Annotated in this window: 9 protein-coding genes; 7 read left to right on the top strand and 2 right to left on the bottom strand. The window is 67.8% G+C overall.

The features are described from left to right. The first annotated feature begins 42 nt into the window (after positions 1 to 42). The 5 genes from eccCa (at position 43) to ABZ876_RS34765 (ending at position 12,986) form a co-directional block, all read left to right on the top strand. Positions 43 to 3,987: a type VII secretion protein EccCa gene (gene eccCa, locus ABZ876_RS34785; protein WP_361789309.1), complete on the top strand. Its 3,945-nt coding sequence runs from the start codon at positions 43 to 45 to the stop codon at positions 3,985 to 3,987. A 166-nt stretch (positions 3,988 to 4,153) separates the two neighbouring features. Further along, positions 4,154 to 4,555, top strand: a complete 402-nt coding sequence (locus ABZ876_RS34780) for a hypothetical protein (protein ID WP_361789307.1) — start codon at positions 4,154 to 4,156, stop codon at positions 4,553 to 4,555. Positions 4,556 to 4,839: 284 nt separating this feature from the next. Continuing rightward, entirely contained in the window at positions 4,840 to 10,194 is a 5,355-nt protein-coding gene (locus ABZ876_RS34775; protein WP_361789329.1) for a toxin glutamine deamidase domain-containing protein, read from the top strand. Between the two features lie 419 nt (positions 10,195 to 10,613). After that, on the top strand, positions 10,614 to 12,326 hold the full coding sequence (locus ABZ876_RS34770) for an SUKH-4 family immunity protein (protein ID WP_361789305.1): 1,713 nt from the start codon (positions 10,614 to 10,616) through the stop codon (positions 12,324 to 12,326). Positions 12,327 to 12,464: 138 nt separating this feature from the next. Then, positions 12,465 to 12,986 carry an SUKH-4 family immunity protein gene (locus tag ABZ876_RS34765; protein WP_361789303.1) on the top strand — a complete coding sequence of 174 codons (522 nt, stop codon included), beginning with the start codon at positions 12,465 to 12,467 and terminating at the stop codon, positions 12,984 to 12,986. 148 nt (positions 12,987 to 13,134) lie between these two features. Here the strand turns inward: ABZ876_RS34765 and ABZ876_RS34760 are convergent, their stop codons facing one another. Both ABZ876_RS34760 and ABZ876_RS34755 read right to left on the bottom strand, forming a co-directional pair. Further along, positions 13,135 to 14,442, bottom strand: coding sequence for an SUKH-4 family immunity protein (locus ABZ876_RS34760; protein ID WP_361789301.1), 1,308 nt, complete (start codon positions 14,440 to 14,442; stop codon positions 13,135 to 13,137). A 106-nt stretch (positions 14,443 to 14,548) separates the two neighbouring features. After that, positions 14,549 to 14,929, bottom strand: a complete 381-nt coding sequence (locus ABZ876_RS34755; protein ID WP_361789299.1) for a helix-turn-helix domain-containing protein — start codon at positions 14,927 to 14,929, stop codon at positions 14,549 to 14,551. A gap of 74 nt (positions 14,930 to 15,003) precedes the next feature. Here ABZ876_RS34755 and ABZ876_RS34750 point away from each other — a divergent pair, with 74 nt between their 5' ends. Both ABZ876_RS34750 and ABZ876_RS34745 read left to right on the top strand, forming a co-directional pair. After that, a complete protein-coding gene (locus tag ABZ876_RS34750) occupies positions 15,004 to 15,759 on the top strand; it encodes an NAD(P)-binding domain-containing protein (RefSeq protein WP_361789297.1) in 756 nt (251 codons plus the stop codon). After that, positions 15,743 to 16,096, top strand: a complete 354-nt coding sequence (locus ABZ876_RS34745; protein WP_361789295.1) for a hypothetical protein — start codon at positions 15,743 to 15,745, stop codon at positions 16,094 to 16,096. Before ABZ876_RS34750 ends, ABZ876_RS34745 begins: the two co-directional genes overlap by 17 nt. The last annotated feature ends 92 nt before the right edge of the window (positions 16,097 to 16,188 follow it).

Raw genomic sequence — 16,188 nt, 5'->3', positions numbered from 1 at the left:
GTCGGTGCCAAGACGTATCAATCGCGAAGGATGAGTGCATCGGTGAGCGTCGTCATCATCAAACGGCCGCCGCGGACAGCGCCCCCGGTCGTCCCGGACGGCGAGGTCAGACTCGAGGCGCCGCCCGAGATTCCGCGAGAGGGCGAAGAGGGCATGCTGATGACCCTGCTGCCCATGATGGGCATGCTGGGTTCCGTCGGCTTCTTCTTCATGCCGGGTCTGCCCTCCTACATGAGGGTGGTCGGCGGGCTGATGCTGGCCTCGACCCTGGCCATGGCGATCGCCCAGTTCGCCAAGTCCCGGCAGGGCGGCGGGGCCGGGATGGCCCAGGACCGGCGTGACTACTTCCGTTATCTCGAGCAGGTCCGCAAGGACGTGCACAAGACCGCCGATCTGCAGCGGCGCAGCCAGCTCTTCCAGCATCCCGACCCCGAGCAGCTGTGGGCGATCGCGGTCGACGGCAGGCGGCTGTGGGAGCGGCGCCCGACCGACGCGGACTTCGCCTCCGTACGGATAGGCCGCGGCACCCAGCAGCTGAACACTCCGCTCGTAGCCCCGGAGACCGCGCCCAAGGAGGAGCTCGAGCCGCTGACCGCGGCGGCCATGAAGGCCTTCCTCGACGCCCACGGCAGCCTGTCCGATCTGCCCGTCTCCGTCTCGCTGCGCGCCTTTTACCACGTGACGGTGTGCGGAGACACCGACACGGTCTACGGCAACGCCCGCGCGGCCCTCGCCCAGCTGACGACGCTGCATTCGCCGGAGGACCTGATGGTCGCCGTGGTGGCGCACCCCTCCGCGGCGGCAGACTGGGACTGGATCAAGTGGCTTCCGCACACCCAGCACCCGAAGGCCAAGGACGGAGCGGGCTCGGCCCGGCTCCTCTTCGACGACCTCGGGGAGCTGGAGGAGGCGCTGGCGGACCAGCTGGCGGACAGGCCCCGCTGGAACCGGGACGCGACCCCGGTGTACGACCAGCCGCACCTGATCGTGGTGCTCGACGGCGGCACGGTGCCGCCGGACTCGGAACTCGCCAGTGTCGAGGGCCTCCAGGGCGTCACCTTCCTCGAGATCGCCCCGGGTGAGCTGGAGGAGGAGCTGCGAGCCGGTCTGACGGTCTATGCGAAGACCGACAGCATGCGGCTGTACGTCGGCCACGAGTCCGCGTACACCGGCAAGCCCGATGTGCTCAACCCGGCGCAGGCCGAGTCCCTGGCCCGGCAGCTCGCGCCCTTCCGGGTCGGCACCGCCGAGGAGGGCGAACCCCTCCTGTCCAACCTCGACTTCACCGATCTCATGGGCATCGGCGACGCGGGTGCCGTCGACGTCTCGCGCACCTGGCGTCCGCGCACGCTGCACGAACGGCTGCGTGTGCCGATCGGTGTCGGCGAGAACGGCGAGCCGGTCATGCTCGACCTCAAGGAGGCCTCGCAGGAGGGTATGGGCCCGCACGGTCTGTGCGTCGGCGCGACCGGATCCGGCAAGTCGGAGCTCCTGCGTACGCTGGTGCTCGGCCTGGCGGTGACGCACTCCTCGGAGACCCTGAACTTCATCCTCGCGGACTTCAAGGGCGGTGCGACCTTCGCGGGCATGGCGGACATGCCGCACACCGCGGCCGTCATCACCAACCTCGCGGACGACCTCACGCTCGTCGACCGTATGCGCGACGCGATCACGGGTGAGATGCAGCGACGTCAGGAGCTGCTGCGCACGGCGGGCAACTACGCCAATCTGCACGACTACGAGAAGGCCCGGGCGGCGGGCGCCGCCCTGGAGCCGATGGCCTCGCTGGTGATCGTGCTCGACGAGTTCTCCGAACTCCTCACCGCCAAGCCGGACTTCATCGACATGTTCATCCAGATCGGCCGTATCGGCCGCTCGCTGGGTGTGCATCTGCTGCTCGCGTCGCAGCGCCTGGAGGAGGGCAAGCTGCGCGGTCTGGACACCTATCTGTCCTACCGGATCGGTCTGCGCACCTTCTCCGCCGCCGAGTCGCGTACGGCGATCGGTGTCCCGGACGCCTACCATCTGCCGTCTATCCCCGGCTCGGGCTATCTGCGCTACGACACCGACACCATGGTCCGCTTCAAGGCCGCGTATGTGTCGGGGGCGTACCACGGCGAGGGCCCGTCCCGGGTGAACCGCTCCACCCAGCTGCGGCCCGCGCTGTTCACGGCGGGACATGTGGCGCTGCCCGCGCAGCCGGTGATCGAGGAGCCGGAGGCCGACAACGGGGTGGACGACGCGCTCGCCGACACCGTCCTGGACGTCATCGTGGGCAGGATGGTCAACCAGGGACCGCCCGCCCACCAGGTGTGGCTGCCCCCGCTCGAGGAGGCACCCTCGCTGGACCAGCTTCTCCCCCAGCTGGCCGTCACCCCGGAGCGCGGCCTGACCGCGCCCGAGTACACGGCGCTCGGCCGGCTCAATGTGCCGGTCGGCCTGGTGGACAAGCCGTTCGAGCAGCGTCGCGACGTGCTGTACCGGGACTTCTCCGGCGGTGCGGGCCACGGTCTGTTCATCGGCGGTCCGCAGTCCGGCAAGTCGACTCTGCTGCGCACGCTCATCTCGTCGTTCGCCCTCACCCACACGCCCAGCGAAGTGCAGTTCTACTGCCTGGACTTCGGCGGTGGCAGTCTGATCGCGATGGAGGAGCTGGCCCATGTGGGCGGGGTGGCAAACCGGCTCGACGCGGAGAAGGTGCGCCGGACGGTCAGCGAGGTCGAAGGCATCCTGAACACGCGCGAGGAGTACTTCCGCGCGAACAACATCGACTCGATCCAGACGTACCGCCAGCGCAGGGCCGCGGGGCTGCTGCCCGATCAGCCCTGGGGTGACGTGTTCCTCGTCATCGACGGCTGGGCGACCTTCAAGATGGACTACGAGCTGCTGGAGGCGGCCGTCACCGACATCGCGACGCGCGGTCTCGGCTTCGGTGTGCACGTGATCCTGACCGCCAGCCGTTACACCGAGGTGCGGCCCGCGCTCAAGGACATGCTTCAGAACCGCATCGAGCTTCGGCTCGGCGATCCGACCGAGTCGGAGATCGACCGCAAGGTCGCCCAGAACGTTCCGAGCACCATGCCGGGCCGCGGCCTCAGCCTGGACAAGCTGCACTTCATGACGGCGCTGCCCCGAGTCGACGGCTCCTCGGAGACGAAGGACCTGTCGGAGGCGACGACGATCCTGGTCCGCGGTGTCAACGACAACTGGCAGGGCGGCCACGCCCCCTCCGTTCGGCTGCTGCCCACCCTCCTGCCGGCGGACCGGCTGCCCCAAGGATTCCAGCACCCGGAGCGCGGGGTCGCCATCGGCATCGACGAGTCGGCCCTCGCGCCGGTCTTCGTGGACTTCGAGACCGACCCGCACTTCATCGTGTTCGGTGAGAGCGAGTCCGGGAAGTCCGCGATGCTCAGGCTGCTCATCAAGCAGATCACCGAGCGCTACAGCCCGGACCGGGCGAAGATCGTCATGGGTGACTACCGGCGCGCCCACCTGGAGGGTGTGCCGGAGTCGCACCTCTCGCGCTACTGCGCGTCGGCGCCCGCCCTGACGGAGACACTGGAGGGCCTGGCCGGCTCCATGCACCGTCGTATGCCAGGCCCGGACGTCACACCCGAGCAGCTGCGCAACCGCAGCTGGTACAGCAGCCCCGACGCGTTCGTCATCGTCGACGACTACGACCTGGTGGCGACGGGCATGAACCCGCTGGCCCCGCTGCTCGAGTACCTTCCCTTCGCGCGGGACATCGGCCTGCGCGTCATCATCGCGCGTTCCTCGGGCGGCGCCAGCCGGTCGCTGTACGAGCCGGTGATGCAGCGCCTGCGTGAGCTGGGCGCCCAGGGCATCGTGCTCTCCGGCGACCGGACGGAGGGCGCGCTGCTCGGCAACATCACACCGTCGCAGCTGCCGCCCGGACGCGGGTACTTCCACACGCGCCGGCGTGGGGGGCAGCTGATCCAGACCGGGTGGCTTCCGGCTCGTTACTGACGTTCTGTCACACTACGTACGGCGACCCGTTCGGAGGGGCGGCACCTGCCGGTGCCGCCCCTCCGGCGTGTGTGGGGTTGGAGGGGATGAGGAGCGGGGGTGGGTCCGACCCCGGTGCGCCCGCTAGGGTTACCCGTCGAGCAAGTGTCGATTTACGGGGGCAGTTGTGAGTAACGACGGGTTGCGCGCCGATCCCGCGGTCCTCAAGGCCGAGGGCTTCAACATGTTCACGGTGGGCCAGAACTTCGGCAAGGCGGTGGAGCGCCTGCAGAAAGGCCTCGGCGCGCTCGAAGGCGGCAGTGGGGCCACCCCGCCGTGGGGCGACGACGACATCGGCGAGAAGTTCGGGGTCGCCTACGAGGGCCTGCGCGACGGCATGTACCAGTCGATGGGAAGCCTGGCGGAACGGCTCGCGGGGATGGGGCTGGCCTTCACCGAGATGGGCGTGCGGCACGAGCGGAACGAGGGCGACGAGGACGCCGCCTGGCAGAAGATCACCACTCAGTACGACGGCCAGGTGGAGATGCCGACGGGGCCGCACCACATACGTCGTCGCCAGGAGGCCTGATCCCTGATCGGTCGCCGTCACCGTCAAGAGACCTGATCCGTCGTCGCACAAGCGGCTTTGTCCGTCCGTCGTCGCACAAGCGGCTTGGTCCGTCCGTCCTCGCCAAGCGGCTTGGTCCATCCACTTCAAGCCGCTTGGCCTGCAACAGATTTGTGACAGCAATCCACTGAAGTTGCCTGCGGGTGAGTACGTAAGCTGTGCGTACGGCTGTTCCATGCGCGATCTCCCTTGATGAGTGAGGGAGTTGGACGCCGGTTGGCGACGGGGGTGTGTGTGCTGTGTCGATGATGCTGCCGGACGAACTCGAATGGGTTCTCGAGATGCTCGGCTACCGCTGGCCGACGGCAGACGAGGACAAGCTCAGAGACTCCGCTGCCCTCTGGCGGAAGTTCGGCGACGACGTCAACGAGCTGCACACCTCGGCGAACGCCAGCGCCAGGACGGTGGTGGCCCACAACGCCGGCGAGTCGATCGACAAGTTCACCAAGACCTACGCCAAGTTCGACGGCGGCAACGGCTCGGACGGCTACCTCGCGAATGCGGCACAGGCCGCCTACACCATCGCAAACGTGATGGAAGCCTGCGCCTACCTCGTCGTATTCGCCAAATGGGCGGTGATCGCCCAGCTGATCGCCCTGGCCTTCGAGATCGCCGCCGCCCAGGCCGCCGCGCCCTTCACCTTCGGCCTGTCCGAAGTCGGCGCGCTCGGCGCCACCCAGGTCACTCGCCTGATCGTGCGCCGCCTTCTCGACGAGCTCAAAGAGGCGCTCATCGAAGCGATCGTCGAGGCGATGAAGGAACCCGCCATCTCGGCCATCGAGGCGATCATCACCGACCTCATCCGGCAGACGGTGAACGTCGGCTTCGGCGCCCAGCAGGGCTACGACCTCGGCCAGACCGTCAAGGCCGGTAAGGACGCCGGCTGGGATGCCATCAAGCAGACCCCGCAGACCCTGGCCGAGGGCGTGCGCGACAGCCTGGGCCAAAAGGCCGGCCACCGCTTCCACCACGCCATCGACAGCCGCATCGACGGCTACCACGGGTCGGGTACGGGGGACGGTGACGGTGGGGACGGCGGACACGAGGGGTCCGACTCCTCGTCGAGGTCGTCGTCGGACTCGGACTCGGATTCGGGGTCCTCGTCCGGCTCCTCGTCGTCGACGTCGTCCGACGACTCCGGCTCGTCGGGATCGGACTCGTCGTCGAGGCACTCGGACACGAATTCGGATTCGGGTTCGGGTTCGCGTTCGGACTCGGACTCGGGCCCAGGGAGGAACATAGGCAGCGGGATATCCGCCGACACCGGGGGCGTCGGCGTTCACACGCCGGATGTGGGCGTGGGCCCGGACTCCCACCCCGGCACCGACTCGGGATCAGATTCCGGGTCCGGCTCCGGGCCGGGGCAGAATCCTTCCTCCTCGGATCTCCCGACCTCGAGGCATACGACGTCGCTGGCGGACTTCGACGACCCCTCACCCGCCGGGGCCTCGCACAACGGCTCGAACACCGACACCTCCTCCGGTGCTCCGAGCACGTCCGGCCCCACCGGCGCCGGCCACTCCTCGGTGTCCGGTATCTCCTCACCGACCCCGCACGCCACACCCACCCACGCGTCGTCCGGCGGCGCGGCGTCCCCGCCGGGTGGCGGCAGAGGCGGCGGGATCGGCACGTCGATCGACAGCCTGGCCGCCAGTGCCCCCACCCAGTCCCATGCCACCCCCGCGCCCACCGCGACCGATCACTCCCCCAGCGGAACCGGCGGGCGTCCGGACGGCAACTCGGGCATGCCGACCTCGCCCACGCCTCCTTCGACGACGAGCGGCGGGCCGGCCCCGCGCGCCGCCGCGAGCACGCCCGGCAGCACCTCCTCCACGCCGGGCCCCACCAGCCCGACCTCCAGCCCGGGTCCGACGAGGAATCCGTCCTCCACCACACCCAGCACCCCCTCGCCGACGGGAACCGGTCCCGCGTCCACCCCCAGCCCCACGTCCTCGACGACGCCCCGGACACCCCAGGCCGCGACGCCGGACGGCCGTACATCCGGCGCGGGGGACGGCCGAATACCCGGCACCAGCGACCGGCGGACCCCCGGCACGCCGGACGGCCGCATCCCGACGCAGCGCACGCCGGGCACCGCCCCGGACGGCCGGACGGCGCCCCGCGGCACGCCTGGCACCACACCGGGCGACCGGACTCCGCCCCGCACCACCCCCGACGACCGCACGGCACCGCGGAACACCCCGGATGACCGCACGGCGCCCCGCGACCGGACCACGCCTCGCACGGACGACCGGACGACACCCCGGGCGGACGACCGGACGACCCCCCGCAACGTCACGGACGACCGCACCGCCCCCCGCAACACCCCCAGCACCACACCCGGCGACCGCACCGCCCCCCGTAACACTCCTGACGCAACCGACACCCGGACAACACCCACCCGAGGCCAGAACCCGAACGCGAACTCGGACCCGAGTTCCAACTCGAACTCGAACCCGAACTCGGGGACGAGCCGCACCCCGAACCCCAGCTCGAACCCCAACTCGAACCCGGCCCAGAACCGAGCCACGAACCAGAGCCCGAGTCAGAGCACCCCGCCCCCCACCTCGTCCAGCACCGGGCCGGAGCGGACCTCGAACCCGAGCAACCAGGCCGCCAATGGATCCGGCACTCCCGGCACGCAGAACCCGCCGGGCACCCGCCCCACCCCCAACAGGTCACCGAACCAGCCGGCGGGCACGGCACCCGGCGCCCCTCCGCACCCGAACGCCCCGCAGCAGCCGGCCTCCCAGCACAACACGTCACAGACGCCGGAATCCGGGACGGACAAAACACACGACCCCCAGCACCACCAGGTGACGCCGGTCCCGATCCACACCGTCGTCCCCGGCGCGACACCGCCGCCACACGCGACAAGTGCCACACCGCAGCCACCGGGCGCGCCCCACGCCGACCCCGGCCCGTCCACTCAGCACCACCCGCACCAGGACAGCCTGGACGACATCCGCAACGACCTGGACCACTACCCCGGTGGCCTGACCGAACCACACCCCGACGACCAGCACGCGCTGGTCAACGCGGTGCCGCACAATCCCGACGGCACCCCGCAGCGCTTCCCGGACCCCTTTGCCCAGTGGTCCCAACTCCAGAACGACGGCGGCAACCAGGTCCCCGGCCGAAGCAACAACTGCGCCGACTGCTCCCGCTCCTTCCTCGAGACCTGGTACGGAAACCCCCAGGTCTCAGCCCCTCGTACCCTCGACCTGGACGAACACGGCAACCCCGACCTCTGGTCACCCGAGAACAACGCCAACGCGAACCAGATCCGGTGGTCGGGCGCGGAACACACATACGCCGGCACCGGCAGCGACCCCGACACCCCCGCCCGCATCGCCTGGGACCTCCACCAGGCCGGCCACGGCGCCGCGGCCATCGTCCAGGTCGACTGGCCGGGCGGAGGCGGCCACGCCTTCAACGCCGTCAACTACCACGGCAACATCATCTGGATCGACACCCAGAGCGGAGAGGTCAGCCACCAGCCCCTCCACATCCCCAACGCGGACCGCGTCTGGCACATCCCCCTCGACGCCAACCGCAACCCGATCCACCCCACCCCGACGGACACCACCACCTCCCACAACGAGTCGGACAACCCCCAAGAGGGAACCGGCACTCACCACCAGGAGTCCGACAACTCCTTCGAGCAGAACGAGAACCACAAGGCCCCCGAACCGCACTCGTCAGACGAGACCTCGAAGCAGACCCCCGACGAGACCGACACCAACCCGGAAGCCACGACCACCCCGAACGAAAACTCCTCTGACGACACCAACAGGCACACTGAGGACAGCTCACCAAAGGCCGAGCAGGGGCCGACTCACGCGGACACACCGAAGCCCGATGGGCCTTCAACACGCCATCCGTCCGAGCCCACACACGAGTCGGGCCCCAGGCCCACGCGCACCACCGCTGAGAGCGGCAACGGATACGAAGGCGACCACGCAACGCCCCCCACACGGCGCGACGAACGGGCGCCGGAAAACGCCACCCGAACCGACGCGGCCGACACGCGCACCACCCCTGGCACCGCCGATCCGACCCGTGAGCATCAGGCGCCTTCGCCGACCGACCGCTCCACCAACACCGACACGCGCCCCGTCACGAACGACACGACACCTCCCGGGCCCCATGCGGCACCGACCGAGCCGACCACCGATCGCGGCCTTCCTCGGCAGTCTCCTGCCCCGGACCTGCGCACAAACGAGACAGCGCCCCACCGGCCGCCCAGTGGAAGCGCAAACAGCCCAGGTCCAGGTGCCACACCCTCAGCAGGTCATCACGCCACACCCAGCCAGCCATCGGCCGCACCCGCCGGCCCGCATCACGGAGCACCGCAAGAACCTGCGGGCGAGGGCTCCTCTAGATTCCATGCAGAAGAAGTGCGCGGGTCAGCCGAGTTCGGCGAGCGCCAAACAGCTACTCACACGCACTTCGATATGCCCCTAGAAGAGTCACAACGAATACTTCGGGAAACTCACCATGTATCACAAACAGACCTCGGGCCAGTCATCGACAACGTCCACCGATGGGCAAGAGACGGCTCACTGGCCCGCGTTGTGGAAGAAGCGCGCAGCAATGGACGCCTAAGCCAGTCGCAACTCAACAAGATTCTTGGCGAGAAGTTCAGGAAACTCAACCCTGAGCAGAAGATGGCCGTTGTCGCGGGTATCGCTCGCATCAGTAACACATTCCATGAAGCTCACGCTGCAGGCAACAGCCCCATAGCCGGCGACCCAGAACGACGCCGACCCAAAGGGGTCAAGAACGAAATAAACCCCCTCCCGGGTGTATCCATGCACGAAAATCACGACGTACGGCGCATGAAGGAGGGCGACAGCAAATCCCCAGCCGACGCGCGAGCTCGCGATTACGCCGTAACTCACGAGGCGGATAGTGCAGACCCTGCAGACAAGGAAAAGAAGGAGAACGAGTTCGAAAAACTCTGGAAACAAAACAAAGACGGCAACATGCGACCAGACATGTCAGGCAAGAACTATGCCGTACTCGAGGTTCACGAACAGGTCGGCGACAGAGTCGAAGTCAACTACGTAATCGACTCTTCGATCCCAGGGAGTGATCGCTACCACCACGATCACTCGGAGCCACATCTGGGAGAATGGATGAGGAGCGTGGAAGCCAGTCACCCTGGCCGGTTCAAGACTGTGGCCTTGTTTACCGAATTCGAGCCGTGCGGTGACAGGACGGGAACCGGCGGGGCCAACTGCTCGGACTATCTCAGCCATGACATGGAGCGCGATCCTGGAGCCCCCCGCGCACGCACAAAGACAGCACGCGAGAACCGCCCCGAAGAAGTGCGAATGAATCCCCCTAAGAGTGATCTACGCATATCGTACGGGATCGGTTATCGAAAAGGGGCTATGGGGCACGAAGCAGCTGCCCAACAGGGCGAGTACGCGAGCCCTGCCGAGAAGCGGGAAGCGGTGAGGCAGGGCAAGGCCCTCGACAACGCCGAGCGTGAGCATGTGAAGGCACTCACCGACGAGCAAATGGTGAAGTATCGCGGCGAGTGGCTGAGGGCCTGGATGAACGCAGTAGGGCCAGTCCAGGGGAGCAGCTGATCTCCTGAAGCCATGAGTTACGTTAGGTAGTTACGAGGGCGCGGCAGGCGGAAGCGAGGACTGAGGGCCAAGTGCATCTGACACCTGAGCGAGCGGTTGAGCGGGTCGAGACCTGGCTGGCCGAGCCGCATCGCTTGTACGAAACCCTTGCAATCCGAGGAGAGGCGGGGGCCGGAAAAACTGGACTCCTGCAAGAGCTGTCCGGCCGTATGCCCGATGCCGTCTATGTGGACTGTCATGGGCTGACCGCAGAAGATGTGGCACGCCGTCTGCTGGTGGCATGGGGCGTCAATGCCGCTCCAACGTCCCTCGTCTCAGGCGCTCAGAGGATCACGAGCGGTGGGGTCGCCCTCCTTGCGAATGTTCAGTGGGCGGACGGGTTCGTCACCTCCAACGAAGCCAGCAGGATCAGTCAGCTCGTGACCCGCACTCTCAAACGGTTCTCGCGGCCACCTGTACAGTTCATCGTAGAACGGTCCTCAGACAGGCCGTGGGTCCTCGCTCCCGGCCGAAATGACATTGTCCTCAGCCCGCCACCCAGCGATGAGGATCGATGCGCCGACCTGGCGAGGCTGCTTGAACTGCATCCTCCGCTCTGGGTACTGGCCGCAGCCGAACTTCGCGCCGTCTCGCTCCCTGTCTGGGCAGAGCTGTGCCGGTGCCTCGGCGTGCAGGCATCAGCTGGCCAACTGGAAGAGCTGACGGAAACACGCACGGAACTCCTGGCCACCTCGGAGGTTGCGGGAGCCGTAAGGGAGGTCGGTTTTCGGGCGGAGTCCGATCGCTACCGACTCAGGCGGCTCCATACCGTCGACCACGGATCGCTGCTCGCATCGCTCTTGCGACGGCTGCATACGCAGGGAGCATCGTCCAACAACGCAGCTGATCCCCTCGCCCGGTATGCAGCCCAAGCAGTGGGCCTCCATGCCGCTCAGGCCGGACTGCTCGAGGATGTCTTGGCGGACGGGTCCGTGCTGGCGAACCTCGAGGCAGCTGGTCTTCTGCAAGGCATAGCCGCAACCTGGCCGAGTGGCGTCCCACAGATGAGCATCGCCACCGACATCCACTACCTGGAGCAGTTGGGGCTCGCCGCCGCACCCCACGAGGAGTGGGTCGCCTGGCTGCATCATTGCGCTCTCAATCGAGACGACGAAAGGCTGGCTCGTGCGATAGCAACTGAGTCAGGGGTCGCGCTCCCATGGAGGACTGTCTGGACCAACTGCCGGCCCTTCGGGACCTTCGGCCGGTTCCGGGAGCCAACGGCAGAGCGGTCCGATGCACCATCGGACCAGAGATTTGGAGCGCAAGAGCTGGTCAGTCTGCTGGCAGAGAGTCATTCCTGGCCTCTTCTCGAGACTGGGCCGCGCGTCCGGCACATCTTCGATGGACGCGAGGACGCCTTCCGTCCCTTCAGAAGCAAGAGGTTGGCAGAGTCAGAATGGTTCGTTGTCGGGCCGTCCGGCCCCTTCGTGGTAAATGTGAACTCCGCCGCCAGTCAACAACCACACCTCACAGCGCTCCCGGCCCCCTTTGTGGGCCCTATCACCCAGGCGGGCCTCTGGAACTGTCCTCCGCAGGCACTGGCCGAGGGCGCTCCTGACCGAGCTTGGCTCGAATCCACTTTTGGGATGGGCACATGCCGCCCGCTGTCACAGGAAGACTTGCCGCCCGGCCTCAGCGACTCAGACAGCCGGAACTTCCTCACCAGCGTCGGTCTGCCCGCATTGTCAGAGCAACTCCCCTTCTTCCGCACTGCTGACCTGGGCAAGACAGGTCTGGTTCAGGTTCAGTGGCCTGCTGACGCAGATCTACCCAATAGCGAAGGTCCCTTCTACTACCTGGGAGAATGGACCGGCGGCCGGGTACTTCTCGACGGATCCACAGGTGCTGTCGTCCAGGACTACAGCACCGGCTATTCGTCTGTGGCCGTTGCGACGGGTCTACGGCAGTTCTGCATCCTCCTCCGTCTGTACCATGAGTTCCTGATCAGTGATTTCAGCACGCCCGACGAACGAAGGGACGCGCGTCACAGTCTGCGGCAGTGGGCGGAGGAGATCGACCCGGTGGTCATAGACGCCGATCATTGGGAACAGGTCTTGGATGGGGACTTGGACAACTGGGGTACCGAGTAGTACCCCGTCGTGTGGCCGACGAAGAATTGCTCGCCAAGTCGGCCGCCGGTGGCGTCCTGTAGTTTGATGGACCCACCGGCCGCATACTGTGCGCCTGCTGATCAGCCCGGACTGCGTCACCATCCCACGGTCGCCGACATGGATACGCGGGGCAGGGGCACTATTCACCTACTTGAGCACCTGTCGGACAGCTCGCTCATTCCTCCCGGCCTGACAGACGAAACCGCACTCCAAGTGCTTGCCGACATCGGCCTCCCCGCCATGAGAGAGAAGGGAACCGAATTTCAGTCAGGCGATGAGCGATTCCTGGAGGAGCTGCCATGGCCCAGCGAGGTCGAGCCACCCGAGGAGACCGGGCCTTTCTTCCGTATCGCTCTGTGGATGGGTGGCGTGGTCGTCATCGACGGCCCCAGCGGGCACGTACTGCGCATCCCTCACGACGCCGAAGAAAGCGGCCTCGACGGCGCCCTTCTCGCCAACGACTTGGACCGCTTTCTGAGAATGCTCACTCACTGGATCACGGGTGCCCGAATCCTGGAGCACTTGGACAACGAGGATGAGGCCCACCTACTGCGCCAGCACATCGACGATGCGCTCTGGGACATCGACGACGAAGGCGCCGACGCCGGCGCCTGGAAGTACGCGCTGTACAACGAATGACGATCGTCCAGGCACGTGGAGGACAGGAGCTCAGAATTCGATTCCGCCAAACCGATATCGTCACGCGGGGCGAGGCGGGGTTCCGCACCGCCCCGGGTGAGCACCTAACGCCGGATAGCCGACACGGCCAACGTCGCCCTATGTGGCACTAGAAGCCATCCACGCCCAGTTCGGTGATGCCCGCGTAGAGCCAGCTCCACAGGATGCCGCCGGGTGTCTGCTGGTCGAGCAGGCCCGGGGCCAGCTCGTCTACCTCGTCCAGGAACACCTGTGCCACTGCCTCCTGGTCCTGCTCCACCGGATAGGGGTGCCAGCAGGCGTTGCTGTAGCGGTAGACGGCCTCAAGGACGCGAGTGAACACATCGAGGTCCGGTGCGAGCGGCACCAGCGTGCGGTTGGTCGGGCCGTCCAGTCGGCTCCAGATGTACACGGAACCGTCGTGGCGGTGCAGATACAGCTCGCCATAGTCGCACGTGCCGAAGGCGATCAGGTCCGCGGCGGCCACACCACCGAGCACGCCGTCCTCGGACAGGGTGCCCTCGGCCGGAGGGCGCATGGCATCGGCCGAATGGGCCGTGAACTCGGCCCCGTGGCACGCCCACCACGCAGGCAGGCCGATGTCCCGCAAGTGCCGTCGGCTCCCGGGGTGTTCGAGCCCGTCGGGCAGAGCGGCCTCGGGCAGGCGAACCACGTGCCGTTCTCCAAAGGCGTCGTCGACCCGGGCCGCGCTGAGCGGACCCGCCGGCCGCCGCCGCGCCGGTTCGGGACCGGGCGGTGAGTCTTCGGACGACGTGGGATCGATCCCCTCACCGCACGGCCAGTCCCGCAGCACCTCCGCGTCGGTCTCAAGCACCGCTATGCCGTGCGCGCTCTCGACGAGATGACGGGTCCTGCCGCCCTCGACGGCGAACGCGACGGCGCCTGCCCAGCTCTCCGGGGCGGTCAGGTCCCAGTTGTGCAGTTCAGGCGCGTCGAGCGCCTTCGGCAACGCGGGCGCTTCCGCCAGCGCTCCTTCGTTCTGGACCTTCACCCTCCGGCCCGTCTCCGCATCGAGCCAGAGCGGCCCGCGCTGATCGACCACTTCGATGAGCTCCCGACCCTCGTACAGGCGGCGGTGGACCTGGTAATAGTCGCCGTTCAGGCTCGGGTGGGCCATGAACCAGTTGGCCGGCCGCCACCACGCCCACACCGTTCGCCAGGGCATCCCCGGCTCGACCGCCGCCGTCCGCTCGGCGTACTCCTCGTGGCCGGTCGCCTTCGCCGCGAAGTGCAGCCATGAGGCGAACTCGGCGGTCGAGACCTCCGAGACGCCGAAGATCGCTTCGGCCTGGAGGAAGACCTCGCGCCCCACGCTCTGGGCGCCATCCGCAGCGACGATGTGGTCGCGCACCGCCGCCCGGTCGGCGGTCAACAGCCGTGCGGGATCTGCCAGTACGTCGTCTAGTTCCTTGCACATGCGGCCATCCTGTCACCCACCGCCGACACCCCACCGGTGGCGGACGGCCTCCGGGTGGATGTGCACTCATCGGCCGGCGACGTCCGCGCTCACGCTGTTGACCGGGTCAGCGGGTAGGAGGAGGCCACTGGGCGTCGGGAATGCATGCTGCTTCCTGGGCGGCCATGACCTCGTCACCGTGCTCGAAGGCCCATGCGCCGACGGCGTCGATGGGCGCCAGCAAGGTCCGGCCCAGAGCGGTGAGCTGGTACTCGACACGTGATGGTGCGTCGGGGTGTGCCTGCCGGTCGACCAGTCCGTTGAACTGCAGTCGCCGCAGAGTCTCGGTGAGGACCTTGGAGCTGATGCCTCCGATGCGCTGCCGTAGATCGACCGGGCGCCTGGGGCCGTCGCGCAGCGCCCAGAGCACCACGGCGTTCCAGGTGTTGGAGAGCAGGTCGAAGGCGAGGCGGGCACGGCAGTCGGCGAGGAAGGCGTCGGTCGTCACGTACCAAATGGTGCCCGAACCGCCTTCTAGCGTCGGTGTGAACCGTCGAAGCAGGCACGGAGAGGGAACGCGTGATGAGAATCGGTGTACTGGGAACGGGCAACTTGGCCGACGCGCTCGCCACCCACTGGGTGCGGGCCGGGCACGAGGTGATCATCGGAGGACGGGACGCACACAAGGCGGCGCGGCTCGCGAAGCGCATCGGAGGCAGCGCGAAGCCTGCCAGTCTGCGCGCGGCGGCCGAGTCCGGTCGGGAGGTGGTGCTGGCCGCGCTGCCGTTCGGGGCGGGAGCAGACGTGGCACGGGACCTGCACGCGGCCCTGGAGGGCAAGGTACTGCTCGACTGCTCCAACCCGCTCGGGCCGGGCTTCCGGCTGCTGACGGAAGGAGGCCCCTCAGCCGCGCAGCAACTCGCCGCGGCGGCACCGGGAGCCCACGTGGTCAAGGCCTTCAACCTCTGCCACGAGGACGTGTGGCGCATGCGGCCGCCCGTCTTCGGCGGGCGACCACTGGCCGTGCCCATCTGCGGGGACGAGGAGACGGCCCTCGTGCGTGTACGCGAGTTGGTGCAGGACGTGGGCTGCGAACCCGTGGCCGGCGGCGGTCTCGAACGTGCGGGACTCCTGGAAGCGACCGCCGCGCTGTTCATCGCCCTGTGGGTCGGCGAGGGAGTGGATGCGCAGGCAATCGCACCTCCGCTGGCATACGCGGCCGGTCCGAGCCACCAGGAAACGGAAGACCCCGCCCACGGCCTCGGCGTGCCGCTCGGCGTCGAGTCGGGATACCGTCCCAAGGACATGCCGCAGGACAGCCGTGCCCAACTACCGTGACGAGGAGAGCAACTCCATGACTCCGGACCACCCGGCTCCCCCGACCACCCCCGAGGAAGCCCTGGCCATCGTCCGCAGCCGCTATGCGCAGCCGAAGCTGGCCGACGGGAGCCCGGCTCCCCTGCACGTCCACGAGTTCGACATCGGTTACCTGGTGTACGCGACGTTCCCGCCCACCACTGACGCCGAAGGCCGGCCGCGGCCCGCGGCGCCGGGCGGCAGCAAGATCGTGGTGGCCAAGGACACCGGTGAGACCGTCACCGTTCCCAACTTCCCGACCGAGTCCGCGATCGCCCTGTACCGCCGGCAGCGCGAGGCGCGTCGACCCGACGCATAGCCGATGAAGGGTCGGACCAGCCGACAGGTGATCCTGTGACAGGTGATCCTGGGGCCCGGGACCCTGGTGCCCGTGACCTTGGTGCCCGTGAT

It is taken from the genome of Streptomyces sp. NPDC046931, assembly GCF_040644655.1.
Taxonomy (GTDB): Bacteria; Actinomycetota; Actinomycetes; order Streptomycetales; family Streptomycetaceae; genus Streptomyces.
This window is presented reverse-complemented; position numbering and strand designations above follow the sequence as displayed.